Origin of the sequence: Acidithiobacillus sp. IBUN Pt1247-S3 (assembly GCF_041146875.1) — a bacterium.
GTDB lineage: Bacteria > Pseudomonadota > Gammaproteobacteria > Acidithiobacillales > Acidithiobacillaceae > Igneacidithiobacillus.
In genome coordinates this window covers 82078-104489 of record NZ_JBFRXP010000007.1, presented here as the reverse complement: position 1 = coordinate 104489, position 22412 = coordinate 82078, and the positions used below count along the sequence as shown (strand labels likewise).

Sequence of the window (22412 nt, the reverse complement as noted above, 5' to 3'; positions counted from 1 at the left end):
ATTCTCTGACAATATACTGCACAAACAGAAAAGCCGCCCGGAGGGGCGGCTGGAACGAGCGCGATAAAAATCTCAGCGCTTGGAGAACTGATGGCTCCGCCGGGCCTTGTGCTTACCGACCTTCTTCCGTTCCACCTCGCGCGCGTCGCGGGTAACGAACCCAGCGCTACGCAGGGGCCGGCGCAGGGTTTCGTCGTATTCCATCAAGGCGCGGGTGATGCCGTGGCGGATCGCGCCCGCCTGACCGCTGGCGCCGCCACCACTAACATTCACAAGGATGTCGAATTGGCTACCGTTGCCGGTCAGTTCCAAGGGCTGTAGCACAATCATGCGCGAGGTCTCGCGACCAAAATACTCTTCCAGACTGCGCTTGTTGATGCTGATTTTGCCGCTGCCACGCCGCAGGTAGACACGCGCGGTAGCACTTTTGCGACGACCGGTACCGTAATACTGTTCCATACGAAATCCGCCTTAGAATTGCAGGGGTTGGGGCTGCTGCGCCGCATGCGGATGCTGCGCGCCGGTGTACACCTTGAGTTTGCGATACATCGCCCGACCCAGGGGATTCTTGGGCAACATGCCTTTAACGGCAATCTCGATGACCCGCTCGGGGTGCGTCTCCATCATTTTCTCGAAAGAGGCACTTTTCAGGTTTCCGACATAGCCGGTGTGCCGATAATACATCTTATCCTTGGCCTTGTTGCCAGTCACCGCAATCTTGTCGGCATTGATGACGACGATATAGTCGCCAATGTCGGCGTGGGGGGTAAACTCCGGCTTGTGCTTGCCGCGCAGTCGCTTGGCAATTTCCGCGGAAAGACGGCCAAGGACTTTATCCGTGGCATCGACAACAAACCAATCCCCTTGTACTTCATGGGATTTGGCAGAATAGGTTTTCATGCAGCACTCCGCTCTACCTGAACGTCAAGGCGCGAGAGAATAAAGTTAAGTAACCTCTGTGTCAATGAAAAATTATCATTATGGCCCCTCACAGCGTCGGTTGCGCTTCTCTGCCTGATGGCGAAGAAGCGCAACTCCTAGAGACCTCCTGCCTCTGCCCGAGGAACATCAATCAGCGCATGGCCGCTTCGACTTCCTTGGCGAACGTAGGATTTTTCTGCGTTTCCTGCAACATACTGCCGTATTGTTCCGCCGTCAGATGATGACTGACGAGGATAGCATTTACCTTTTCCATGTAGGACTGTTTCATCGCTTCCTTTTGTGCGGCCGTGACACCCGCTTTGTTGATAGCCGCATGAACCTGCTCATTCAAAGGCTTGATCTGTTCCACTGCCTGAGCAAAATCATGGATTTGACCGGGAGTTGCTGCCAGTGCCGGAACGCTGGCAAAGCCACCGAGAACAAACAACGCGGCGCCAAAAATACCAGCGCGCAACGGAAATTGGTTCAGACTTCGCATCTGCTTTCTCCTCACAAAAAGTGCCAAGAATGTAAATAATAAACTAATATATCAGCATGTTACGTTATCTTTTCCGATACCTCTGCGCCACACTAACCCCACCGTAACGGGATTGCAAGCGACCTATGGACGTCGCCAACGGGCCAGATCGGGCTCATATCGTGCCAGGCTCTAAAATTCCTCGCTCAATGCGTACACCTACGTCGCGGGTGCCGCGCACGGCTGCGGGTTTATGCACGCTAACCCGCACCCAACGGGCAGAAAACTCCTCGCGAACCATGTGCGCGATGGTTTCCGCCACGGTCTCGACCAGTTGCGTTTCCGTTCCCTCCAGGTACTCGACAATGCGATCACATACGCTTTGATAGTTGATGGTGGCGCTCACACTGTCGCTCTTTGCGGCACACGCTGCGTCGGCGGCAATTTCCAGATCAATCAGGACGGTCTGCGGGACCTCGCGTTCCCAATCATAGATGCCAATCCGGGTCTGGACCTTGAGTTCGCGTACAAAAAGGATATCCATGGGCTCTCCGCTCTGGTACCGGGCAAAGTCTGTTCTTCGCCAGCAAATGCTTTATGATACCGCTTTCCCTGGCCACTGCCATGTGCTGAGTACACCCATTTTGCTATTCGCATCTCCCTGGTTGATCGTACCCTGGTGCATAGCCGCTTACCTGATTGGCTCCCTTGCCACCGCCATTTTCGTCAGCCGCGCGCTGGGGCTGCCGGACCCGCGGCATGCTGGGTCACACAACCCCGGGGCAACCAATGTGCTGCGTCTTGGGGGCAAAAAGGCTGCCGCGCTTACCCTGCTGGGAGATCTGGTAAAGGGACTAGTGCCGGTTGTTGCGGCGCGCTTGGCAGGATTACCGGACTGGGCCGTGGCCCTGGTAGCACTGGCGACCTTCTTTGGCCACCTCTATCCCGTATATTTTCGCTTTCGCGGTGGCAAAGGCGTGGCCACGACCCTCGGAATTTTGCTGGCTATCGCGCCCCTATTGGGCGTGGCCACCATCGCTACGTGGCTACTGGTCTTTGTTGCTAGCCGCGTATCTTCCCTGTCGGCACTGATCGCGACCATTGCGGCACCGGTCTATGCTTGGTATCTCTTACCGCAAGTGAGCCTGCGGGTTCTCGTCATCGTTTTGGCTCTCTGGGTATTGTGGCGTCACCGCAGCAATATTCAGCGCCTACTCAGTGGCGAGGAGACGGCATTCCGCCGACGCCCATAAGAAAAAGGCACCTCAATGAGGTGCCTTGCGTGCGGCGATGATTAGTCAGGCACAGAGTACGGGCTTGACCCGAACCTCATGGCTGGGGACGCCCATCATCTCCACCTGGCCGCGCTTCATCTCCATGGTGGAGACCTGTGCAGCGCCGAAGGCCTCTTTCAGGAAGCCCAAGGCATCTTCCGGCTGAATGACATCGCCACAGGTAAACACATCTACCGCGGCGTACCCATACTCTGGCCAAGTGTGGATAGCCAAGTGGGATTCAGCAACAATGACCGCACCACTCACGCCATAGGGAGAAAAGTGATGGAAGGTCTGGGTGACGATGGTGCAGTTGGCACGCCTGGCGGCCTCGAGCATGGCATCGGTAACAAAATCAACATCCGACAAGGTACTGCTGTCGCATCCGTAAAAGTCTGCAACGATTTGGTGTCCCAATGAGCGCATAGGTGCCCCCCCTAACAAGCAAAAAGGTTAAGAAGTAGCTCCCGTGCACCCCCAGACAGTACTTGGTTTTATGCCCTACCTTGCTGGAACCGGCTTTGCCGCGCTCCGAGTCTCTTAAGGACTGACCCCTCCGTAACTGCTTTCGGTGCCGTGGAAACAGGTTGGCAACTATACACTTTTTGCGCAGCGATGCAAGGGCGGAAAAAAACGCCACAACGCCTTCAAGATGAAAGGTTTTTGTCACAAATTTGCGAGATTTTGGCAATCCATAACACCTGTAACATCTTTGATTGGCCTAGCGATGCCTTGGCCGAGTATAATTAGCACGATGAACAGAGAAATGGGCAGAGGATTTTGACAGAGAACGACCTGGTAGCAATACGCGACCTACATTTTGCGCGGGGGGAGCATGTGGTTCTGGATGGGGTCGACTTGCATGTCCCACGCGGGGCCGTCGTTGGCGTGATGGGCGCCAGTGGTGGCGGTAAAACCACCCTGCTCAATCTCATTGCTGGTAATCTGCAGGGCCAGAGTGGCGAAGTGATGGTTGCTGGACAGAACCCCGCGCTGCTCTCCCGGGAGGCTCTCTACCGGCTGCGGCAACGGATGGGGATGCTGTTTCAGCACAGTGCGCTGTTCACCGATCTCAGCGCCTTTGAAAACGTGGCCTTTCCGCTGCGCCGCCATTTTCGCCTACCCGAATCCCTACTGCAAAAACTCGTCTTGATGAAACTCGAGGCTGTGGGTCTGCGTGGTGCCGCCGAGCTCATGCCTGCGGAGCTTTCTGGCGGTATGGCACGCCGCGTCGCCCTCGCCCGCGCGGTAGTCATGGACCCCCTGCTCATCCTCTACGACGAGCCCTTTACCGGCCTCGACCCCATCAGTGTTGGCATTATCGCCAGCTTGATTCGGCGTCTCAATGATGCCCTTGGCGCCAGCAGTATTGTCGTCAGCCACGATGTCAAAGAGACCTTTGCGATTGCCGATTACGGATACATTCTGGGTGGCGGCAAGGTGATTGCCGAAGGCAGCCCGGAGGCATTGGGCGCCAGTGAGTCGCCCTTGGCACAGCAATTTCTGCGTGGTACACCCGAGGGACCTGTACCATTTCACTATCCAGCGTCAGAATCTTTTGCTGTGGCCTTGGGCATAAAGGAGACTAGGTGAGCGATTTTTTCGTGCCGCGCCTTGGGCATGTGGTTTGGGAGACAGTGCCCCGCCTCGGCGCTGCTACCCGTTTGTTATTGGGCGGTTTGAGCGCGGTAGGCAACCGTCATTTCAGCTTCCGGCAGTGGCTGAGAGAAGTGTATGGCCTCGGCGTACTGTCGCTGGCGCTAATGATCGTCGCGGCACTCTTTACCGGTATGGTGCTCGGTTTCCAGGGGTACTATGCCTTGGTCCGCTTTGGCGCCACCTCGGCATTGGGCACATTGATTGCGCTATCGCTGCTGCGTGAGCTTGGTCCGGTGCTCACCGCCCTGCTCTTTGCTGGCCGCGCCGGTTCGGCACTCACCGCCGAGATCGGCTCGATGAAGGCGACGGAGCAGCTCGCGGCCATGGAGATGATGGCTGTCAATCCGCTCGCCTGGGTGGTTGCGCCACGACTCTGGGGTGGGATTTTTGCCGTCCCAATTCTTTGCGTCATCTTCGATCTGGTAGGAATATTCGGCGGTTACCTGGTCTCGGTACCGGTGCTCGGGGTCGATGGCGGCACCTTTTGGGCGCAGATGCAGTCCAACGTGACGCTGAGTGGAGACATCCTCAATGGTCTGCTGAAAGCCCTTTGCTTTGGTCTGGTAGTGACCTGGATCGCGGTCTGGCAGGGCTTTTCTGCCAAACCCACTGCCGAGGGCGTCGGCGCCGCTACCACCCGCAGCGTTGTCATGGCCTCGCTCACCGTCTTGGGTTTGGACTTCATTTTGACGGCTCTACTTTTTTGATGTTGAGGAACAAATTATGAGTCAACGGGCAATCGATTGGTGGGTGGGCATCTTCGTGCTCTTAGGTGTTGCAGCCCTGGCGGTGCTGGCCCTGCGCGTCGGCAACCTCTCGGGTTTTGCCTACGGCAATGGCTACGTCCTGCACGCCGATTTCAACAACGTCGGGAGCCTCAAGGACCGCAGTCCGGTCAAACTGGGCGGCGTTACCATTGGTGAAGTCACCCATATCGGTATGAATCCACAGACCTTCCGCGCCGAGGTGACGATGCGCATTGAACCGCGCATCAAGCTCCCCATCGACACCGGTGCCTCGATTTATACCCAGGGACTATTGGGCGAGCAGTACGTTGCCATTCAGCCTGGCGGGATGCTGCAGAATCTGAAGCCTGGGGCCACCATCACCCTCACCCAAGGGGCCGTCAACATCGACCAGCTCATCGGCCAAATGGTTTTTGATAAAGCCAGTGGCAGCTCCTCTGGCACAACGACACACTAACGCAAATGGAGATCCCCATGCACATGGCCCATCGGCAGCACAAGCTTTGGATTTTGGCAGCTTTCGTCCTGTCCTTCCTGCTCGGTCAAACAGCCTACGCGACGGCTAGTGGCGCGCAAGCGGCTTCTGCCGTCGTGCAGAACATGACCCATAACGTCCTGCAGATCCTGCAAAAGAACGAGGGTAAACCGGTCACACCGGCAGTCAAGAAAGAAGTCGCCGATGCCATCGTCCCACATATCGACTTCAACACCATGTCGGCCTATGTGATGGCAAGCTATTGGCGACAGATGGATGTTGCCCAGAGAAAGGAGTTCACCCAACTCTTTCAGGAACTCTTGGTCAAGACCTACAGCAACGCACTGAATCAATATCATGGACAGGATGTGAAGGTAGAGGGCAGCCAGCAGATTTCGCAAAATCCGCCGGTCGCCCAAGTCAACATGGACATCGATCAGGGCCAAGGCAAGACCATTCCGGTAATTTACGCCCTGATCGAAAACAACAAACAATGGCAGATCTACAATATTTACGTCGACGGCGTGAGCCTGGTACTCAACTACCGGCAGGCCTTTGGCAATATTGCTGGGCAACACGGGATCCCCGCACTGTTGCACGAGCTGAAAAGCAAGGTAGCGGATGCCGGCACCCAGACAGCCCATGCCAGCTGAGGCAAGTTGGGAAAAAGACGCCGCTGGCGGACTGCGTCTCAGCGGCGATTGGCGCTTGCGCCCCCTCGATCAAGTCCTGCGTCGCGATGCCAAGGCCCTTCTGCAGCGCCAGTGGGCACATCTCTCGCTAGCGGGGGTAACCGCCCTAGACAGCGCAACGCTCGCCTTTGTGCTGGAGTGGCAAAGTGCCCAGCGCACTTTGGGGAGTAAGGCAGAGCTGCGTGACCTGCCCAAGACTCTGTACGACCTGCTGAGTCTGTATGGACTCGGGCAACTCTGGCCGGAAAATGCCTGTGCCTGAGCAGGCCGCCGTCCATATTCGCAGCCTGCGCAAGGTCTACGGCAATGGTTTCCTCGCCCTTGCCGGCATCGATCTCGATGTCGAAGCGGGGGAATTTTTCGGACTTCTCGGCCCCAATGGGGCCGGCAAATCGACGCTCATCAACATTCTCTCCGGGGTCGTGCATCGTTCGAGCGGGGTCGCCGAAATTTTTGGTTACGATGTCGAGCGCCAATATCGCCAGAGTCGCCAGCTCTTGGGGGTAGTGCCGCAGGAACTCGCGTACGATCCGTTTTTTACCGTACGCGAATTTTTGCGCTGGCAATCGGGTTATTTTGGTCTGCGCCGCAACGATGACTGGATTGATGAGCTCATGGCCGAGCTCGACCTGAGCGACAAGGCGAATACCAATCTGCGCAATCTCTCTGGCGGCATGAAACGCCGCGTGCTGATTGCCCAAGCCTTGGTGCATCGTCCGCCAGTGGTGGTCCTGGACGAGCCCACCGCGGGCGTCGACGTCGAACTGCGTCAGAGCCTCTGGCGTTTTGTGCGGCGCTACAACGGCCTCGGCCACACCGTCATTCTGACCACCCATTACCTGGAAGAGGCGGAAGAGCTGTGCGAACGCATCGCCATTCTGCAACACGGGCAAGTCATAGCCCTGGATCAGAAAGACCGCCTGCTCGCCAAAAATCAGCGCAAGCGCACCCTCACCATCGAATTCGACCGCGACCCGGGGGAGCTACCCGGCGCGCTCAGCGCGATTCTTCTCGGTGCCAATGGCAATACGCGCGTCCTGCAAGTCGACGAGGTATTGCATCCGATGAGTGAGGTCTTGCGCACGCTGCAGGGATTACCGGCGCAGATCATCGACCTGCATCTGCAAGAGCCACGGCTGGAGGAAGTCTTTACCGATATTCTCCAAGAGGCCCGCAGCCATGGCTGAGGTTCTGCGCCTGGATCTGTTTTTGAAGATGTCGCGCCTGATCAAACGACGTAGCATCGCCAAGACCCTCTGCGATGCTGGTCGCGTGCAGATCAACGGGCGCACTGCCAAGGCAGGGGCTGCGGTACAAGCTGGTGATCGACTGCGCCTGGATTTGCCGCAGCGTATTCTCGAGGCTGAGGTTCTACGCCTGCCAACGCGGGTAGAAGGACCGGATGGCGTGGTGAGCATTCTGACGGAGACGGAGCCTGTATGAGCCGTCTGCGTCTTTTGCTCAGCGTTGGTGAGCCGGCAGGCATCGGCCCCGATCTCTGCGTCTCTCTCGCGCAGCACATGCTCCCCCCACTGGTCCTGATTGGTGACATCGACTGCCTGCGCCACCGCGCTATCCAGCTCGGAATCCCAGTGGCATTTGCACCTTGGAGCCCGGAGCAAGGCTGGCCTGAGAACAACCAGACGCTTTCCGTTTGGCCGATCACCCTGCCCCATTCCTGCCGTGCCGGGCAGCTCGATCCGGCCAATGCCCCGGCGGTACTGGAGGGCTTGGACCGCGCCGTATCTCTACTCCAGGCAGGGCTTGCGGATGCGCTGGTCACTGGCCCCATCCATAAGGGTGTCATCAATGATGCGGGGATCGCCTTCAGCGGTCACACCGAGTATCTGGCCGCCCGCTGTGGGCAAGGTGAGGTACTGATGTTACTGGCTGGGCGCGGCCTGCGTGTGGCCCTCGCCACCACCCACCTGCCGTTGCGGGATGTCGCCGCCGCTATCAATGCCACGGATCTGGAACGTAGTCTGCGCCTCTTGCAGCAGGGGCTGCGGCAGGATTTTGGTCTAGCAGAGCCGCGTATCCGTGTTACCGGCCTCAATCCCCATGCGGGCGAGGGCGGGCACCTGGGCCGGGAAGAGATCGACATCATCGCGCCGGTCATCGGAAAACTACAGGGGGAGGGTTGGGCGATTACAGGTCCTTGGCCTGCGGATACCCTCTTCACGCCGCGCTTTTTAGAAGATACGGATGCGGTGCTGGCAATGTACCACGACCAGGGCCTGCCGGTACTCAAGTACCATGCCTTTGGCGAGGCAGTGAACATCACCCTCGGCTTGCCGATCGTTCGTACTAGTGTGGATCATGGCACGGCGCTAGACCTCGCGGGGAGTGGCCGTGCCGAGATCCACAGCCTGTTACACGCCATCCAGGCGGCGGCGGAAATCGTCCGCCAGCGCCGCCTGAGCAGTAGCTGAGGTCTAGAATACGTGCTGCCGAGCGATGGGCACCTGTGCCAGCAAAAACTCCATCTGGTCGGCAAGGATACGGCGATTGCTGAGCAGCAGGTATTCCGCCCAGGTTGGCGTGAAGGGCACGGCGAGCAGCGGCATATTGGCCTCTTCCGGGGTACGGTTGTCTTTACGACTGTTGCACCACCGGCAGGCGGTGACAACGTTGGTCCATACATCGCGACCCTTGCGCGAAAGCGGTACGACATGGTCGCGGGTGAGGTCCCGCTGTGGAAAGCTGCCGCCACAGTATAGGCAAAGATGGCGATCGCGATGAAACAAGGTCGGGTTATTCAGAGCGGGGGGACGAATCTTGCCCTGATGACGGCCACGCACCGCAATCAGCGGGTGGATGTTGAGCAGCGAAATCTCACCGCTGCACCGCGAGGTACCGCCGTGAGCGGTGAAAAAAGGATCCCCTAGTGTCCACGCGACGTTGCCGCGGGCATAATGGGCAGCAGCTTCTTCCCAGGTTTCCCAAGCCATGGGACGGCCGCTGATGTCGAGACGAAGCACGAGATGCATTGGCTTTCCGTTGCTTAGCGCCCGCCAGGGGCGTCAAGGCAATATAGCATGAAGGACGGCAAGAATTGCAAGTAGCAAAGCTGCCCCAGGCGAAAAAACGTTTTGGCCAGAATTTTCTGGTGCAGCCGGCGATTGTCTCCCGCATCGTTGCGGTCGTTGCACCGCGCCCAAATGACGCACTGCTCGAGATCGGACCCGGCCCCGGTGCCCTTACGCAGGCGCTACTGACGGCGCACGGCGGCGTGGAGCCCTTGCGGGTCATCGAGCTAGATCGCGATCTCCTAGCGAATCTACATGCCTTGGCTCCTGCGGAGCGTTTGCAGGTCATTGCTGGCGATGCCCTACAGGTGGATTTTCATCGACTTGCACAAGAGGCCGGGCAGCCACTTCGCGTTGTCGGCAATCTCCCCTATAACGTCTCTACGCCTCTCATTTTTCATCTTCTAGAACAGAGCGATGCCATCGTCGACATGCATTTCATGCTGCAAAAAGAAGTCGCTGATCGTCTGGCGGCTGGTCCTGGGAGCTCTGCCTATGGACGCCTGTCTTTGATGGTGCAGGCGCAGGCCCAGGTAGAAGTCCTGTTTCCAGTAGCGCCGGGCAATTTCCGCCCGGTACCGAAGGTAGACTCCGCCTTTGTACGCCTCACGCCGTACCGCCGCCTGGTGCCGGAACTCTTGCCACCTTTTGCCCGGGTCGTCAGTCTTGCCTTTGCACAACGGCGCAAGACCCTAGCCAACAACTTCAAGGGAGTCTTTGATAGCGCTATGCTGGAGGTCTTGGAGATCGCGCCATCGGCCCGTGCCGAGACGCTGGATTTTGCAGCTTTTGTTCGCCTCGCCGAGGCACTCGCACAATAAGGAGCAACATCGTGAAGCATCTGGAGGCCGCCGAGGCCTTGTTTCATCATCTAGGCTGGAACGCCAAAACCCTGCAGGACTATCCGGTCATCACCTGCGCCGTGGCAGTGCCCAACGGTACCCTCGACGTCTTCTGCCATGTGCACACGGAACTGGAGCGGATCCTGTTTTATGTGCGGGCGCAAGGATTGGAATTTCCGGCGGCGCGCCAGGCAGCGGTCGCCGAATTTCTGACGCGCGCCAACTATGGACTGCCATTGGGTAATTTCGAACTCGATTGGGATGATTTGGAGATCAATTGCAAGAGTGGCGTGCAAATCCCCGAATCCTGTCTCTCGGTAGAGCTTCTGCAGAGCTACCTTTTGTCGGCGGTAGAGACTTGCAATCATTACCTTCCTGGCCTTCGCGCAGTAGCCGACGGCAAGCAGAGTGCGGCGGCGGCCATCAAGGCGCTGGAGGCGCCGACGGCCCACTGAGATTGGGAGCGACAGGCTGCAACATGGGCGTCACCCCCATACCGCGAATCTTGGCCAAGGCCGATTGCGCATCGATCGGAGAGGCATAGCGGCGGGTAAAGACTAGGTAATAACTGGCACCATCATTGCCGCGCAGATTTTCCAGGCGACTGGGGATGCCGAGCAGCTCCAGACGCTCCTGGATCACCTGTGCGCCGGCCAGATTGTTAAGTGCCCCCACCTGTATGCGTACCGGCGCCGCGGCAGGGGCGCTAGAGGTCTGCGCACTCGGTATCCCCGGCCCACTGCCGAGGATATCGGCAGGGATGTCGACCTTCATCTGCGGCAAAATGTGGTAAAAATTAAATTGTACGACGCTCTGGGTAGAGGCGGTCGCGCTACTGACAGAGGCCGCGACAGCAGTGCTCAATACGGGAGCAGATGCTGCTAATGCCGTTTTAGCCACCGGTACCGCGTTGCTCGACGCTGGCTTTGGCGCGGTGGCGGCTGGCACGGCGGAAGTCGTTTCCTGAGTGGCAACACTGGGGTACAAACCGAGTTGGCCACTCGCCATCGGCAGGCTTGCCACCCACCACCAAATCGCGCCGCTGAGCAGCAGCAGGGCAATCAGCAACAGCCAAATCCAACCATGACCCCGACGCCGAGCCGATGGAGAAATTTCCAGCTCTTCTTCCGGCTCCGCTTCCACTACTGGCTGCACGCGCCGCTGGGTAGGGGGCGCGTGCGTCGGCTCCGGTTGCGGATTGCGGCTACTATGGCCTTTATAGTCACGCATTGCCGATCACATCTTCTCCGGCGCCGAAACCCCCAGCAGGGCCAAGCCATTTGCCAATGTTTGCGCCACGGCATTGGCGAGAGCCAAGCGCGCCAAACGCAGCTCATTTTCTTCCACCAGAATCCGCGTGGCGTTGTAGTAGGTATGGAAACTCGCCGCCAGGTCTTTTAGGTAGAATGCTATTTGATGCGGTTCGCGGTCGCGTCCAGCACTCGCCACCTGCTCGGGGAAGCGCCAGAGCAAATCTGCCAGCTCCAATTCCCGCGGATCAGTGAGACTGGCCAAATCGGGCAGTTCCGTCGGAAGAGTCAAACCACGTTCCGTCGCCTGCCGCCGCAAGGAATGTACCCGTGCATGGGCGTACTGAATGTAATAGACGGGATTTTCCTCGGAATGTTTGGTCGCCAGTTCCAGATCAAAATCAAGATGTTGATCAGCGCGCCTGAGCACATAGAAAAAACGGGCGGCATCATTGCCTACCTCCTTGCGCAGCTCGCGCAAGGTGACAAATTCTCCGGCACGGGTCGACATCGATACCTTCTCGGTACCGCGATAAAGAATGGCAAACTGCACCAGCAGCACTTCCAGGGCATTGGCATCAGCACCCAGGGCCTGCATGCTCGCCCGCACCCGTGGGATGTACCCATGGTGGTCGGCCCCCCACATGTCGATGAGCTGGGTGAAACCGCGCGTGCTCTTCTCAAAGTGATAGGCCACGTCCGAAGCAAAGTAGGTATAGGCACCATTTTCCCGCTGTAACACACGGTCTTTGTCATCGCCAAAGTCAGTGGAGCGAAACCACAAGGCCCCCTCCGCCCGGTAACAATGCCCCCCCTCTTGGAAGCGCGCCATCGCCCGCTCTACCGCGCCGTTTTGCATGAGCGAGCGCTCGGAATACCAGTTTTGGTAGACCACACCAAACTCGGCAAGGTCATCGCGAATGTCGCCAAGGATTTCCTGCAAACCGGCGGCATGCAGGCGTCCATACGCCTCTGGCCCGAAAGAGGTCTTGAGATAGGCGATGAGGCTGTCGATGGCCTGATCACCATCCTCGATGGCCGCCAGGTTGGGCATGTTCGCCGCCACGCCGCACCAGCCATGCCCCTCGGCAGCCAGCAGATGTGCCGCAATCTCGCGCACATAGTCGCCACGATAAGAACTTTGCGGAAACTCCCAGGGCAATTTCTCGCCCGCCGCCTCCAGGTAGCGAAGATAGACACTGGCAGCGAGAATATCCATCTGCCGCCCGGCGTCGTTCACATAGTATTCGCAAAAGACCTCATAGCCACAAAAACGCAGGATCTCCGCCAGACTTGCGCCGTAGGCGGCGCCACGGCCATGTCCAACGTGCAAGGGACCGGTCGGGTTAGCAGAAACAAATTCCAGGTGCAGGCGCTGGCCTGCGCCCAGATCCTGCCGGCCAAAATCTCGCCCTTGCTCCAGCGCCTGGGCAACGACCGCCTGAAAGGCGATAGGCCGCAAAAAGAAATTGAGAAAGCCTGGGCCGGCAATCTCTACCCGTTCGATCCATGGTGATGCGGGAAACACGTCGACGATAGCGGCGGCCAGATCACGCGGCTTTTTGCCCGCGCCCTTGGCGAGGAGCAAAGCGACATTACTGGCGAGGTGACCATGTTCGGCTTGTCGCGGGCGATCGAAGTCGAGTTGTGCGGGAAATTCCGGCAACAAACCTTGCTGCTGCAAGGCCTGCAGGGCAAGCAAAAGGGGTTCAACAACGAAATTTTTCACAAAACAAACCTTGAGCAAAAAGAATTTTTGTTGCAGTGTACCTGAAGCTGCCTCTTTCGTCAGGGGCCATACAATATTGGCAAGGATCCCGTTGAGACGTAACCTGTGAAACAACTCGACATCATTTGGACCTGGTTCCGCACACCGATCCAATTTCCCGGCGGCATCCAAATCGAGCCCTTAGGCATTGTCGAACTGATCGTCGTCCTGATCTTGCTCTGGTGGGGCGCACGCTGGCTACGCAAGGCAACGCGGATCCTCCTGAGCCGGCGGCTGGATCCCTCCTTGGCGTATGCCATTTCCCGCATCGGCTACTACATCGTCCTCGTTTTTGGCGTGCTGATCGCTCTACAAAGCATGGGCGTCAACCTGAGCAGTTTGTCGATCCTGGGCGGCGTCGTCGGCGTCGGTCTCGGCTTTGGTTTGCAGAACATCTTCAGCAACTTTGCCTCTGGACTCATCCTCCTCATGGAACAGAGCATCAAGGTCGGTGATTACATCCAGATCAAGGAAAATGGTCTGCACGGTGCCGTGGTACACCTGGGCGTGCGTTACACGCAAGTGCGCACCAACGACAACATCGACATCCTCGTACCCAACTCGCAGTTTGTGAATGGCGACGTCATCAACTGGAGCCTGAGTGATAGCACCATGCGCCTGCACATTCCCTTCCGCGTGCCCTACGGCACCGACCGCGAGGCGCTACGGGAGCTGGTGATTGCGGCAGCACATCGTTCGGAGCACACCCTAAATGTAGAAGGCAAAAAACCGAGTCTCTGGATCAGTGCCTTTGGGGAAGCCGGTTACGATTGCGAGATGATCGTCTGGGTAGACCGCTATGCCTTGATGCGGCCGGGGAGTACGCGGGCCGAATATCACTGGTTGCTCGCCGAGGCCCTGGACCAGGCCGGCATCGAAGTCCCGCGTCCGCGTCAGGAGATCAGCTTTGCCCGCCCTGACGATGCGCGGATTTACGCAGAAGCCGTTTCGCGTTCCTCTTCTTCCACATAACTTGCTGCAGCCGTCGCCGCCATTTTCCGTGGCGAAATCAGAAAAACATAGGCGATAACGGCGGCCATCAGGGCAATCCACATAGACAGACGTAGCAGGTTATTGAGGCTCAGGGTAGCGGCCAGGATCTCCATATGCTGCCGCAACATCGGCAACGGGAGACCGGACACTGGCCGCAGATCGGCACGCAGGTGTGCCTGTGCCAACGCCGTACCGCGCGCCCAGAAGACCTCCAACATACTAACGCCAATATTGGCACTGAAGACACGGATAAAATTACTGGTGGTGCTCGCCAAAGGTGTTTCTTCTTTGGGTATGCCAGAGAGGATGATGAGGGTCAGCGGCACAAAGAGAGAACCAACCCCCAAGCCGAGCAAAAACACCGGCCAGAACAGATCCCCCAGGCTCATCATCGGACTCAGATACGCCGTGCCGTAGGCGAGGGCGAAAAGCAGAAAACAGGCGCTGGCCAGCCGACGCAAACCAAAAAGCCCGCGCAGTCGATCCATCAAGGTAGACACTGGCACCGCCGCCAGGCCAATGGGGATGAGGATGCTACTGCCCCACCAGCCATTGAAACCAAGATTCTGCTCCGCCCAGAGAGGCAATAACGAGGCCCAGCCCATGAACAAGGCCCACCCCAGACACAGCAAGACCAGCCCCAGCCAATAATTGCGCTGCCGCAGATAGTGAAAACGTAATAGCGGATGCTGCGCGCTCGCTTCACGCCAGGCGAAAAGGGATAGCAAGCCGATGGCGATCAGGCTGGCACTAAGTATGAAGCGCGAGTGCCACCAACCATACTGCTCGCCATTGTCAAGGACGATCTGCAAGGCCATGAGACCCGCGTAGAGTAGCAGAAAGCCGGCGAGATCGAAGGCTGGCGGTCGCGGCCCGCGTTCCTCGCGAATCTGCCCGGAGCCCAGCCATGCGGCAAACAACCAGATGGGCACCGAAAGGGCAAATATCCAGCGGTAGCTAAGCGTAACGGCGAGATAACCGCCCAGAGCAGGACCAACGAAGAAGGGTACCAGCATGGCGTTGCTCCACAGTACGGTAACCAAACCGTGCTGCTTTGGCGGGCTCGCGCGCAGAAACAAACTCTGACTGAGGGGCACCAGTAATCCTGCTGCCATTCCCTCCATCGCGCGGCTTAATAGCAGAATCCAGAGATTACTGGTGGCCGCACTAATCACACTTCCCAGCGCCGCCAGCAGACAGGCGCCAAAAAAGACCCGGCGCGCACCAAAGCGGGCAGAGGTCCAGGGCATGAGAGTGATTCCCACCGACCAGTTGACGATGAAGTAGGTCAAGGCCCAGAGTGCATGATCGCTGCTCGTGGCTACACCACCTGCAAGGTAGGGAAAGATGCCTTGCACCGCAGCGCCATCAAAAGACCCCAGGGCAAGGGCCAAAGCAACGCCCAGAAACAACAACCAGGGCATTTTTTCTTCGCTCTGCTCCATCATTCTCCCCAACTGAACTAGGCAACCCTAGCGCTCTGGCTTATATTGATCCAATGGATTTGTTTGCCTTAATTGATCGAAATCTCCGATGAAATTACACCCTGAGGATCTTCTGAGTTTTCTCGCAGTAGCAGAGGAAGGCGGCGTGGCAAGCGCAAGTGAACGCTTACATCGCAGCCAGCCTACTATCTCCGGGCGACTGCAGCGGCTGCAAAACGCCGTGGGCGAACCACTCTACCTGCGTGCCGGACGTGGCATCCGTCTCAGTCCCTCTGGCGAAGCACTGTTACCCCTGCTACGTACCCTACGCGGCAACCTCCAGCAAATTGAAGACTGGGTGAGTCGGCGCCAGCAACAACAAGAGGGTCAACTCCGCATCGCGGCCAGCAGCACCGTCGCCAACTATTTTTTGATGGAACATCTGGCGCGCTTTCGCAGCGCCTATCCCGGCATAGAATTACGCTTACAGACCGGCGCGCTGGCCTTGGAAGACTGGGATTGGAATGATTGGGATCTGCTCTTCACCGAGGAAGCCATCGCCCCGGAGCAGCTACCCAACGACCTGCAGCAGAGTCCCTGGCGCGAGGATGAGCTAGTAGCGATTTTACCCCTGCAGCACCCGTGGGTAGTGGCCGGGAAGCAAAGCGCCACCTGGGCAGAAATCTTGCGCGAACCCATTGTCTGGCGCGAGCCGCATTCGGGTATTCGCCGGCGCGTGGCAGCAGCGCTACGCGCGGCTGGACTCAAGCCCAGTTATACCGTTGAAGTTACTGGCGTAGAGGCCCTGCGCGAGGCCGTCGCGGCCGGGCTCGGCATCGGCTTTGCCTCGGTCGAGGCCTTGGACAAGGTGCGTTGGCCGCTGGCTTCCTTGCGCCTGGAACCACCGCAGGGATTGTTCTGGACCCTGTATCTGGTGCATCCGCAGGTCGAGCATGCGTCCCACGCCTTACGTGCCTTTCTGGACCTGCTTCTGCCGTTGGACGGGGCCCAGCGTCAGGCTTCTTCTGCGAGTAACACACAGGCACCATAGCCACCGGCAGGATGCTCCAGCCACATCAGCGGGAAGTCTGGATACTTGGTCATCAGGGCCGCCTCGGCATCGCCAGTTTCCAGCACCAGCACCCCGCCTGGCTGCAAATGGGACGGGGTTTCTTGCAGTAAGGGTAGAAGGCAGTCCAGGCCATCCTCTCCAGCGGCCAGAGCAAGACGTGGCTCGTGGCGGTACTCCGATGGCAATTCCGCCATGGCGGCGGCATCAACATAGGGTGGGTTGCTAACGATCAGGTCGTAGCGTTCGCCGGCGAGGGCAGAGAAAAGGTCCGATCTGCGCAGGCGCACTCGTTCGCTCAAGCCATGCGTATCGACATTGCGCTGCGCCACGGCCAAGGCGCCGGCGGAAATATCGACCGCATCGACTTGCGCCTCGGGGAAGCGTTGGGCCAGGGCCACCGCCATGCAGCCGGAGCCCGTGCCAATCTCCAGAATGCTTTGCACACGATTTTCCGCCAGCCACGGCGCAAAGCCCTCTTCGATGAAGGGTTCGAGCAGACTGCGGGGAATCAGGACACGTTCATCCACAAAAAACCGTAACCCGGCAAACCACGCCTCTTGCAGAATATACGCCGTTGGGCGACGCAGGATTTCGCGCTGGTAAAAGGCATACAGCACCGCCGCGCGCTCCTCCTGGGTAAGCCGCGCGGCGCGCAATTCGGGCAAATCCTCAGGCTCCAGGGCCAAGCGTCGTGCCACGAGTGCCGCGGCCTCGGCGCGCGGAGTTTGGTATCCCTGGCTACAGTCGATGCCGGCGCGGGTAAAGCGGCTCTGTCCGTAGCGCCAGAAATCCCCAATGCTCTCCAGGCCCACAGCGATCTCTCGATATGCTTGCCAACGCATGGCGTTCTCCTAGTCGATCTCCAGCCAAACCGGGCAGTGGTCCGAACCGAATACCTCAGTAGCGATGCCCGCCCCGCGCACGCGCGGCAAGAGACTTTTATGCACCCAGAAATAGTCGAGCCGCCAACCAATGTTGCGCTCTCGCGCTGCGGTACGTTGACTCCACCAGGAATAGCAAACCTGCTCGGGATATAGATGGCGGAAACTGTCCACCCAACCGGCCGCCTCCCAACGATCGAGCCAGGCACGTTCTGCCGGCAAAAACCCAGAAATCCCGGCATTCTCTGCGGGACGAGCGAGGTCGATGGGCCGATGGGACGTATTCACGTCACCGCAAAAAATCGCTGGGCGGCCTGCCGCCATCCGCGCCTCGATCTGCGCGAGAAAATCGGCATAAAAATCGAGCTTGTAGCTCAGCCGTTCGGCATCTTTCTTGCCGTTGGGGAAATAAATATTGTAGAGATCGAAATCGCCACAGTTATGCACCAAGACGCGGCCCTCGCGGTCATAGCGGGGATCGCCCAAACCCTTTTGCGTTAGGGGGCAAGCCGCTCGCGCAAAGGTCGCAACACCGCTATAGCCCACCCGCTCGGCTACTGCCCAATCGCCTTGGTAACCCGTTAGCTCGCGCTCTGCTTGCGAGAGTCTTTCGGGGTCGGCCTTGCTTTCCTGCACACAGAGAACGTCTGGCGCGGCCTCCGCCACCCAGTCGCGCAAGCCCTTGCGCAAGGCCGCGCGCCAACCATTGACGTTCCAGCTATACAGACGCATTTAGCGCTGTACCCGCACGGCGAGAAACTCCCCTTTGTCGAGCACCCGCTGCAGCAGGCTGCGGGCATCCGCCGCGCCCTCCTCCGTCGGCAAGGTAGCAAGAACCTCGCGCGCGCCACTGGGGCTGATGACGCCGTGGCGTATAGCGAGCTGATAGAGCACCTGGATGGACAAGCGATTGTCGGGCCGCTGCGCCAGGGTCAACTGGTGCTCGGCCTTGGGGCCACCATAAAAATGCAAAGATTGAATGTGTTCTACTGTGGGCAAGGAAGTCATCTTTTTCTCTTTCCTGATTTCTCGGATGGCGTAGGCAGTTGGCGGGCGGCCTGGGGCAGAGCACGCAGTTGCAACGACCACTCGCCGCGCGGGGCTAGCTGTGGTGCCATGCGACCCAAGGCGGCGAGAAGGGGCTCAACAAACCCCCAGACCGGCCGAATGAGCAGCAGCCCCGAGCCGATCAGGCGCTCACGCCCGGAGTCGGCCTCCCACAGCAGTTCCACGCTCTGCAGCGCCGTATGTACCTGCAAATGCTGGCACAGGCGTGAAATCTTACCGCGGATCTTGATGGGGTACCACACCAGGAAACTCGCTTGCGGCCAATGCTGGAGGGCGGCGAGCAGGGATTCTGCCAAGCGCTCCCACTCGTCCGCCGCCTCAAAGGCAGGGTCGACCAAGATCAGGCCACGGCCGGCAGCGGGTGGTGCCACACGCCGAAGAAACTGATAGCCGTCTTCCAGCAGAATACTGCTCTGTGGTCGGCCAGCAAGGGCCTGCCGCAACTCCTGCGCGATTTGCGGCATCTTTTCAAGCAAAAAGATCTGGTCCTGGGGGCGCAGCAGGCGCACTGCCAAGAGCGGCGAGCCGAGATACGTAGTCAGCTCTTTTCCGGCGTTTTCCGGCAACAAGAGGTCAAGCCACGGACGCAGTTCGGTGAGTTCCCGCCGCTGCGGCCAAAGACGCTGAATCCCTTCCTGCGCTTCGCCACCCGCCGTTAGCGCATAGCGGCCGGCACCGGCATGGGTATCGACGTAATAAAAAGGACGGTCTTTCTCTAGCAACTGCGTCAAGGCAAGCACCAGGGCCAGGTGCTTCATGCAATCGGCGGCGTTGCCCGCGTGAAATTGATGTCGGTAGTTCATAGTGAGGATGCTGCGGTATTTTTCCACGCGAGGGAAGAAGCTGGCGCATCCCTTGGCTTGCGCGCGGGCATTCGTCATCATAAGGACCATATTTTCAAGCGAGGAACCCTGCCATGCGACTATACAGCACACCCACCAGTCCGTTTGCCCGTAAGGTACGCATTGCCTTGTTGGAAAAGAACATCCAATGCGATATCGAGAATGTGAACCTGCGCGATCCGGAACATGCCGGCAGGGAGAAAAATCCGCTGGGCAAGATCCCGGTTCTGGTGCGCAACAACGGCGAGGCCGTGTATGATTCTGCCGTGATCCTCCACTACCTGGAGCTATTTCATCCCGAACCTGCGCTTTTGCCTGGCGATCCTGAAGAGAAGATCCGCTGTCTGCGCCTGGAGGCTTTGGCCGATGGCATCATGGACGCGACGATTGCCTGGGTGCAGGAACATCGTCATAGCAAAGATTGCCAGGATCTTACCCTGATTGGTAAACAACGGAGCAAGGTACAAAGTGGCTTGGCCTACCTGCAGGAACAGAGCCAGCGCTGGACGCAGAGCAGTGACAAACCCCTCGACCTGGGGCAAATTGCGGTGATTGCCGCCATCGGCTATGTCGATCTGCGCGCCCCAGAGTTTCTCGTGCCCTATGCCGATTTGCATCGCTGGTATCAGTCCTTGCGCGATCGACCCAGCGTAGCCGAAACCAGCCCCCAGTGAGAATGTCCGCGTGAAAATTGCCAGTTGGAACGTCAACTCTCTCAAGGTCCGGCTGCCGCAAGTACGGGACTGGCTGCAAACGGAACAGGTCGATGTGCTTTGCCTGCAAGAAACGAAACTCACCGACGAACGCTTCCCTGTTGCTGCGTTTGCAGAGATTGGCTACCAGAGCGTCTATCACGGCCAGCCCACCTACAACGGGGTCGCCATCCTCAGCCGCCTGCCCCTACACAACCAGCAGTGCGACTGGCCCAATGGCGGCGACGGGCAGGCGCGCATCTGTGCCGCCAATGTCGGCGATCTGCGCATCATCGATGTCTATGTGCCCAACGGCCAAGCTGTCGATAGCGACAAATACCGCTATAAACTCGGCTGGCTATCCCGACTCGAAGCCCTGCTCCGCGAGGAACTGCAGCGCGCACCTAATCTCCTTCTGCTTGGCGACTTCAACATCGCGCCAACGGATCTGGACGTCTACGACCCCGCGGCCTGGGGGGAAGACATCCTCTGCTCGCCCGCCGAGCGCGCCGCCCTGGCGCGAATTCTGGATCTGGGCCTTACTGACCTCTTTCGCCATCAGCATCCAGACACCCGTGCCTGGAGCTGGTGGGACTACCGGGCCGCCGGTTTTCGTCGCGACATTGGCTTACGTATCGATTTACTATTGGGCAGCAAGACCCTCTTACCACGCCTCCAGGAGATTTACATTGACCGCAGCGCGCGTGCCGCCGAACGTCCGTCGGATCACGCCCCGGTCTGCCTACTTTTGGAGGAACCTGCATGATCGGTATTCTGTTAGTAAACCTTGGTACCCCCGAGGCACCCACGACGCCCGCGGTACGCCGCTACCTGCGTGAATTTCTCAGTGATCCGCGGGTAGTGGAAATCCCGCGCTTCGTCTGGTGGCCCATCCTCAATGGCCCCATCCTGTTGACGCGCCCGGCACGCTCGGCGCGCGCTTATCGCCGTATCTGGCTCGATAAGGGTTCGCCGCTACTCGTCTACAGCCAAAATCTGGCGTCGGGATTACAGCGGCAATATGAGGCCGAGCGCCCCGGCAAGGTGCAGGTACGGCTCGCGATGCGTTATGGACAGCCGGCGGTGGCCGCCGAACTGCGCGCCTTGCGCGACGCGGGTTGCGAGAAAATCCTGGTGGTGCCCCTCTATCCGCAGTATTCCGCCACCACCACAGCGTCGATCTTTGATGCTGTTAGCGCCGAGCTACGCGGTTGGCGCAATCTGCCGGAGCTGGTCTTCGTACGCGACTGGCACAAGCACCCGCGCTACATAGCCGCCCTGGCGCGCTCGGTGCAGACACATTGGCAGCAGAACGGGCGCCCAGACCGGCTGCTGTTGAGCTTCCACGGCCTGCCGGCGCGCAATGTGGCACTCGGCGATCCCTACCGCGGTGAGTGCGAAAAAACCACCGAACTGCTGGTTGCGGCTCTGGGACTGCAAAAAGACGAATGGGTACAGACTTTCCAAAGCCGCTTTGGTCCGGCGCGCTGGCTCGAGCCGTATACCTCCGTCATTCTGAAAGCATTGGGGGAAAAGGGGATCGAGCGAATTGATTGCCTCTGTCCAGGTTTTGCAACCGACTGCCTGGAGACCTTGGAAGAGATGGCCATTGGCGGCAAAGAAACCTTCCTGCATGCCGGTGGCAAGCAGATGCACTACATCGCCTGCCTCAATGATGATGCCGAGTGGGTCGCCGATTTTCGCGCGATTCTGGACGAACATCTCCCTACCGCCCAAGGGCTTTTGCACCACTCTGCAGCAACCGCTACACTGCCTTCGGAAGACCCACCCATAAAGGAAGTTGCACCATGAAGATCGCCACGGATTGCGTTGTTACCCTGGATTATACCTTGATCGACGAGGACGGCGAGATCCTCGACAGCTCCGAGGGTGACGAGCCTTTGGTGTACCTGCATGGCCACGGCGACATTGTACCGGGGCTGGAGCGCGCCCTGAACGGTCACCAAACTGGCGATCGCGTCGAGGTAGACGTGAGTCCCGAAGATGGCTACGGCGAATGGGACGAAGATCTCGTAGATGTGGTGGGCAAAGAGGATTTTGATGATCCTTCGGAACTCGAAATCGGCGCCCAGTTCGAGGTGGACACGGATGAAGGCGTGCGCATTGCCACCGTAATCGAGATGGAAGGCAACGACATCACCGTCGACCTCAATCATCCTCTGGCAGGCATGGACTTGCACTTTGACGTCACCGTGCGCGACGTACGCGCGGCCACGGCGGAAGAGCTAGAGCACGGCCACGTGCATGGCCCCCACGGTCACGCGCACGACTGATTCGGAAAGCGA

The 22412-nt window shown here is 58.8% G+C and carries 30 protein-coding genes; 17 read left to right on the top strand and 13 right to left on the bottom strand.

The window, feature by feature from the left end:
* Nucleotides 1-72 precede the first annotated feature (72 nt).
* The 4 genes from rpsI to folB all read right to left on the bottom strand — a co-directional run bounded on the left by rpsI (nt 73) and on the right by folB (nt 1943).
* Nucleotides 73-459, bottom strand: a complete 387-nt coding sequence (gene rpsI, locus AB4090_RS06900; RefSeq protein ID WP_369573136.1) for a 30S ribosomal protein S9 — start codon at nt 457-459, stop codon at nt 73-75.
* 12 nt (nt 460-471) lie between these two features.
* Entirely contained in the window at nt 472-900 is a 429-nt protein-coding gene (rplM, locus tag AB4090_RS06895) for a 50S ribosomal protein L13 (RefSeq protein WP_369573135.1), read from the bottom strand.
* A gap of 172 nt (nt 901-1072) precedes the next feature.
* Complete coding sequence (locus AB4090_RS06890) at nt 1073-1420, bottom strand: DUF4168 domain-containing protein (RefSeq protein WP_369573134.1); 348 nt, start codon at nt 1418-1420, stop codon at nt 1073-1075.
* A 154-nt stretch (nt 1421-1574) separates the two neighbouring features.
* Nucleotides 1575-1943 carry a dihydroneopterin aldolase gene (gene folB, locus AB4090_RS06885; RefSeq protein ID WP_369573133.1) on the bottom strand — a complete coding sequence of 123 codons (369 nt, stop codon included), beginning with the start codon at nt 1941-1943 and terminating at the stop codon, nt 1575-1577.
* A 46-nt stretch (nt 1944-1989) separates the two neighbouring features.
* Between folB and plsY the strand changes: the two genes are divergently transcribed.
* The gene (gene plsY, locus AB4090_RS06880; RefSeq protein ID WP_369573132.1) at nt 1990-2652 is read left to right on the top strand and encodes a glycerol-3-phosphate 1-O-acyltransferase PlsY; all 663 of its coding nucleotides are present in this window, start codon (nt 1990-1992) and stop codon (nt 2650-2652) included.
* A gap of 45 nt (nt 2653-2697) precedes the next feature.
* On the opposite strand, the gene speD is transcribed toward plsY, so the two are convergent.
* Nucleotides 2698-3099, bottom strand: a complete 402-nt coding sequence (speD, locus tag AB4090_RS06875; RefSeq protein ID WP_369573131.1) for an adenosylmethionine decarboxylase — start codon at nt 3097-3099, stop codon at nt 2698-2700.
* A gap of 354 nt (nt 3100-3453) precedes the next feature.
* Between speD and AB4090_RS06870 the strand changes: the two genes are divergently transcribed.
* The 8 genes from AB4090_RS06870 to pdxA are packed head-to-tail and all read left to right on the top strand — an operon-like array spanning nt 3454 to nt 8677.
* A complete protein-coding gene (locus tag AB4090_RS06870) occupies nt 3454-4266 on the top strand; it encodes an ABC transporter ATP-binding protein (RefSeq protein WP_369573130.1) in 813 nt (270 codons plus the stop codon).
* On the top strand, nt 4263-5039 hold the full coding sequence (mlaE, locus tag AB4090_RS06865; protein ID WP_369573129.1) for a lipid asymmetry maintenance ABC transporter permease subunit MlaE: 777 nt from the start codon (nt 4263-4265) through the stop codon (nt 5037-5039). Before AB4090_RS06870 ends, mlaE begins: the two co-directional genes overlap by 4 nt.
* Nucleotides 5040-5055: 16 nt before the next feature.
* Nucleotides 5056-5535, top strand: coding sequence for an outer membrane lipid asymmetry maintenance protein MlaD (gene mlaD / locus AB4090_RS06860; protein WP_369573128.1), 480 nt, complete (start codon nt 5056-5058; stop codon nt 5533-5535).
* 17 nt (nt 5536-5552) lie between these two features.
* A complete protein-coding gene (locus tag AB4090_RS06855; RefSeq protein ID WP_369573127.1) occupies nt 5553-6206 on the top strand; it encodes a phospholipid-binding protein MlaC in 654 nt (217 codons plus the stop codon).
* Entirely contained in the window at nt 6196-6507 is a 312-nt protein-coding gene (locus AB4090_RS06850; RefSeq protein WP_369573126.1) for a lipid asymmetry maintenance protein MlaB, read from the top strand. The genes AB4090_RS06855 and AB4090_RS06850 overlap by 11 nt, the downstream gene beginning before the upstream one ends.
* Nucleotides 6500-7432, top strand: coding sequence for an ABC transporter ATP-binding protein (locus AB4090_RS06845; RefSeq protein WP_369573125.1), 933 nt, complete (start codon nt 6500-6502; stop codon nt 7430-7432). The genes AB4090_RS06850 and AB4090_RS06845 overlap by 8 nt, the downstream gene beginning before the upstream one ends.
* Entirely contained in the window at nt 7425-7688 is a 264-nt protein-coding gene (locus AB4090_RS06840; protein WP_369573124.1) for an RNA-binding S4 domain-containing protein, read from the top strand. The genes AB4090_RS06845 and AB4090_RS06840 overlap by 8 nt, the downstream gene beginning before the upstream one ends.
* Complete coding sequence (gene pdxA, locus AB4090_RS06835) at nt 7685-8677, top strand: 4-hydroxythreonine-4-phosphate dehydrogenase PdxA (RefSeq protein WP_369573123.1); 993 nt, start codon at nt 7685-7687, stop codon at nt 8675-8677. The genes AB4090_RS06840 and pdxA overlap by 4 nt, the downstream gene beginning before the upstream one ends.
* A 3-nt stretch (nt 8678-8680) precedes the next feature.
* Here the strand turns inward: pdxA and AB4090_RS06830 are convergent, their stop codons facing one another.
* Entirely contained in the window at nt 8681-9235 is a 555-nt protein-coding gene (locus tag AB4090_RS06830; RefSeq protein WP_369573122.1) for an HNH endonuclease, read from the bottom strand.
* A 65-nt stretch (nt 9236-9300) separates the two neighbouring features.
* Between AB4090_RS06830 and rsmA the strand changes: the two genes are divergently transcribed.
* Together rsmA and AB4090_RS06820 are read left to right on the top strand one after the other, a co-directional pair.
* Nucleotides 9301-10095, top strand: coding sequence for a 16S rRNA (adenine(1518)-N(6)/adenine(1519)-N(6))-dimethyltransferase RsmA (rsmA, locus tag AB4090_RS06825; RefSeq protein ID WP_369573121.1), 795 nt, complete (start codon nt 9301-9303; stop codon nt 10093-10095).
* An 11-nt stretch (nt 10096-10106) separates the two neighbouring features.
* The gene (locus AB4090_RS06820) at nt 10107-10571 is read left to right on the top strand and encodes a YbjN domain-containing protein (RefSeq protein WP_369573120.1); all 465 of its coding nucleotides are present in this window, start codon (nt 10107-10109) and stop codon (nt 10569-10571) included.
* Here AB4090_RS06820 and AB4090_RS06815 read toward each other — a convergent pair.
* Both AB4090_RS06815 and argS read right to left on the bottom strand, forming a co-directional pair.
* Nucleotides 10540-11346, bottom strand: a complete 807-nt coding sequence (locus AB4090_RS06815) for an SPOR domain-containing protein (protein WP_369573119.1) — start codon at nt 11344-11346, stop codon at nt 10540-10542. The two genes, AB4090_RS06820 and AB4090_RS06815, sit on opposite strands and share 32 nt — an antisense overlap.
* Before the next feature lie 6 nt (nt 11347-11352).
* Nucleotides 11353-13095, bottom strand: a complete 1743-nt coding sequence (argS, locus tag AB4090_RS06810; RefSeq protein ID WP_369573118.1) for an arginine--tRNA ligase — start codon at nt 13093-13095, stop codon at nt 11353-11355.
* 105 nt (nt 13096-13200) lie between these two features.
* On the opposite strand from argS, the gene AB4090_RS06805 reads away from it, so the two are divergent.
* Nucleotides 13201-14106, top strand: a complete 906-nt coding sequence (locus AB4090_RS06805; protein ID WP_369573117.1) for a mechanosensitive ion channel family protein — start codon at nt 13201-13203, stop codon at nt 14104-14106.
* Here the strand turns inward: AB4090_RS06805 and AB4090_RS06800 are convergent.
* Nucleotides 14067-15572 carry a DHA2 family efflux MFS transporter permease subunit gene (locus AB4090_RS06800; RefSeq protein WP_369573116.1) on the bottom strand — a complete coding sequence of 502 codons (1506 nt, stop codon included), beginning with the start codon at nt 15570-15572 and terminating at the stop codon, nt 14067-14069. The two genes, AB4090_RS06805 and AB4090_RS06800, sit on opposite strands and share 40 nt — an antisense overlap.
* An 88-nt stretch (nt 15573-15660) precedes the next feature.
* Here AB4090_RS06800 and AB4090_RS06795 point away from each other — a divergent pair, with 88 nt between their 5' ends.
* Complete coding sequence (locus tag AB4090_RS06795; RefSeq protein WP_369573115.1) at nt 15661-16602, top strand: LysR family transcriptional regulator; 942 nt, start codon at nt 15661-15663, stop codon at nt 16600-16602.
* Here AB4090_RS06795 and prmB read toward each other — a convergent pair.
* The 4 genes from prmB to rlmJ are packed head-to-tail and all read right to left on the bottom strand — an operon-like array spanning nt 16566 to nt 19456.
* Nucleotides 16566-17465 carry a 50S ribosomal protein L3 N(5)-glutamine methyltransferase gene (prmB, locus tag AB4090_RS06790; protein WP_369573114.1) on the bottom strand — a complete coding sequence of 300 codons (900 nt, stop codon included), beginning with the start codon at nt 17463-17465 and terminating at the stop codon, nt 16566-16568. The two genes, AB4090_RS06795 and prmB, sit on opposite strands and share 37 nt — an antisense overlap.
* Nucleotides 17466-17474: 9 nt before the next feature.
* Nucleotides 17475-18236, bottom strand: a complete 762-nt coding sequence (locus tag AB4090_RS06785) for an exodeoxyribonuclease III (protein WP_369573113.1) — start codon at nt 18234-18236, stop codon at nt 17475-17477.
* The gene (locus AB4090_RS06780) at nt 18237-18512 is read right to left on the bottom strand and encodes a hypothetical protein (protein WP_369573112.1); all 276 of its coding nucleotides are present in this window, start codon (nt 18510-18512) and stop codon (nt 18237-18239) included.
* Nucleotides 18509-19456 (bottom strand): 23S rRNA (adenine(2030)-N(6))-methyltransferase RlmJ, encoded by a 948-nt coding sequence (rlmJ, locus tag AB4090_RS06775; RefSeq protein WP_369573111.1) that lies wholly within the window; start codon nt 19454-19456, stop codon nt 18509-18511. The genes AB4090_RS06780 and rlmJ overlap by 4 nt, the downstream gene beginning before the upstream one ends.
* A 32-nt stretch (nt 19457-19488) precedes the next feature.
* Here rlmJ and AB4090_RS06770 point away from each other — a divergent pair, with 32 nt between their 5' ends.
* From AB4090_RS06770 to AB4090_RS06755, 4 genes are read left to right on the top strand one after another with little or no spacing between them, the layout of a single operon-like run.
* Nucleotides 19489-20088: a glutathione S-transferase N-terminal domain-containing protein gene (locus AB4090_RS06770; protein ID WP_369573110.1), complete on the top strand. Its 600-nt coding sequence runs from the start codon at nt 19489-19491 to the stop codon at nt 20086-20088.
* Between the two features lie 10 nt (nt 20089-20098).
* Nucleotides 20099-20872 (top strand): exodeoxyribonuclease III, encoded by a 774-nt coding sequence (gene xth / locus AB4090_RS06765; protein ID WP_369573109.1) that lies wholly within the window; start codon nt 20099-20101, stop codon nt 20870-20872.
* Complete coding sequence (hemH, locus tag AB4090_RS06760) at nt 20869-21918, top strand: ferrochelatase (RefSeq protein ID WP_369573108.1); 1050 nt, start codon at nt 20869-20871, stop codon at nt 21916-21918. Before xth ends, hemH begins: the two co-directional genes overlap by 4 nt.
* Complete coding sequence (locus AB4090_RS06755) at nt 21915-22400, top strand: peptidylprolyl isomerase (RefSeq protein WP_369573107.1); 486 nt, start codon at nt 21915-21917, stop codon at nt 22398-22400. Before hemH ends, AB4090_RS06755 begins: the two co-directional genes overlap by 4 nt.
* Nucleotides 22401-22412: the final 12 nt, after the last annotated feature.